The organism is Protofrankia sp. Cr1, assembly GCF_963555865.1.
GTDB lineage: Bacteria > Actinomycetota > Actinomycetes > Frankiales > Frankiaceae > Protofrankia.
Genome location: NZ_CAUVXO010000038.1, coordinates 13,205 through 15,263 on the forward strand (window position 1 = coordinate 13,205; position 2,059 = coordinate 15,263).

General features: G+C 64.8%; 2 protein-coding genes. Both read right to left on the reverse strand.

Going from position 1 to position 2,059, the window contains the following annotated elements; genetic code table 11:
* On the reverse strand, positions 1-700 hold a 700-nt coding region (locus U9980_RS05980), incomplete at its 3' end, for a FadR/GntR family transcriptional regulator (RefSeq protein ID WP_322767021.1).
* A 547-nt stretch (positions 701-1,247) separates the two neighbouring features.
* Complete coding sequence (locus U9980_RS05985; RefSeq protein WP_322767027.1) at positions 1,248-1,994, reverse strand: lysophospholipid acyltransferase family protein; 747 nt, start codon at positions 1,992-1,994, stop codon at positions 1,248-1,250.
* Between the last annotated feature and the right edge of the window lie 65 nt (positions 1,995-2,059).

Genomic DNA, 2,059 nt, shown 5'->3' on the forward strand with positions numbered 1-2,059 from the left:
GGGCTTCGATGAGGTCCACGACGCGCTCGTGGTCGACGAGTCGCCGGCGGATGGCGAGCCGGTGCTCGGGGCTGCGCTCCGCGGCTGGATGGGAGAGCGTCGCAAGATCGAGAATGTGGCGCAGCATGCCTGACAGGACCGAAAGCGTCGTGTTTCCGGCGAGCTCCACCAGCAGCACGTGAAAGGCGAGATTGGCCTGCAGGCACTGGCCTGGATCGTCGGTCGCCGTCGCGGCGGCTGTCTCGGTCACCGCGAGCCTGAGTTTGTCGAGGGCATCCTGGGTACGGTTCGCTGCCAAGATTGCCACGCACGGCGGCTCGATCACGACGCGAGCCTGATGGATGTCGGCCAGCGTGGTACCGCGGTACTCCAGGACCAGGGCGGCATAGCGGGCGGCGATGTCGCCGTTGGGGGTGTGCACCCGGGCGCCACCGTGCGCACCGCGCCTGACTGTGATCAAGGCCTCGGATTCCAGCACACGGAATGCTTCTCGCAATGTCGGCCGGGAGACACCGAACTGTTCCATGAGGGTCGCCTCGGGCGGCAGTGCGTCGCCTTCGACGAGTTCTCCCCGTACGATCCGGCGTCGTAGGTGCGCCGCGACCAGCTCAGCGGTCTTCGGGACCCGAACCTGCTGCCCGATCGCGACCACTGTGCCGACCCTGCTAGCAGTCGGCATCGCCAGCTCTTGTACAGCCATCGTGGGCGCCTCCATCGACAACGAACAGGTGAGTCTCTATACAACACGGACTCGGCGAGCCAAACGGGTTGGCTCAAATGTTGTTGGTGCTTGAGGTTACCAATGGGTCGCCCCTGTGTTCTAGAGAGTCCGGACACATCTGGGGATCGGATGTTGTCTACAAGTAGTCTTTGTCTTGTCTACACGGGGAGTCGGGCTAGAGCTGCCGGGTAGAGGTGCTCCTGAAGAAATGCCCGCCCACCCCTTGTGTAAAGGTCTGTCGACCCTTGTGCTATAAGAGCACCCGGGATCGGCCGCACGGATGTCGACCGGCCTGGTATCCAGCCGGGGAACCTGCCACGGCCTGCCGGGCGAAACGGCCTGCCGGGCGAAACGGCGTGGGTGGTCCGAGCGGGCGACGCGACGGGAGCCCCGGGACGAGCAGGGTTATGATCATGAGTGCCCGGAACTCGGGGTGCTGAAAGCTACGTGATGAGATCTATCTGACAATGCTCGCGGTTGTTCTCGCCGTGTTTCGACGAGGCGAACGAAGATCTAAAACAGGCCCTTACTTCTTGTCGCGGAGCGCGGCCTGCTCCCGCGCGACCGCCTCGAGCGTGGGTGCACAGCCACCCAGATGGGCGGGTAGCCACCATGGTGACTCGCCGGGAGGGGGTGGTGGGTAGTCCCGCTGGGCGTCGGCGAGAAGCTTGGCCATGGCATCGGCCAGCAGTTGTGTTCCAGTCTGGGCATCTTTCAGGTCGGCCGTCGGGATCGACTCGCCAATCATGATCGATACGGGGGTTCCTCGCGCCGCCCGGAGGTTACGTGGCCGTCCCTTGGTGAGGATGCGCTGGCTGCCCCAAATGATTACCGGGAGTGCGGGAACGCCCGCTTCGGCGGCCATTCGGGCCGCCCCGGACTTGAAGGGCTGGAGACAGAAGCTACGACTGACGGTCGCCTCGGGGAAGACCCCCACGAGCTCGCCAGCCTTCAGGGCCTGTACCGCGTGACGGTACGAGCCGGCCCCTGCCGATCGGTCGACGGGGATATGGCGCATCCCTCGCATCAGCGGCCCGGCAATGGGGTGGGCGAAGACCTCGTGTTTGGCCATGAAGCGCACCAGACGCCGGTGAGCGTACCAGAACGGAACACCGGCGAGCGCGAAGTCCAGATACGACACGTGGTTGATCGCCACCACGCAGCCGCCCGTGGCCGGTATGTGCTCCTGCCCCCGGACATCCAGCTTGAGGTCGAGAGCCTTGAAGGCCCCGAGCGCGAAACGGATCACTGGCTTGTAGACGAGCTCCGCCACCCGCTCTTTACCTCCCGACGTTCCCTGTCGTGACGATGACGCCGATCGGTCACGAGAAGTCAATA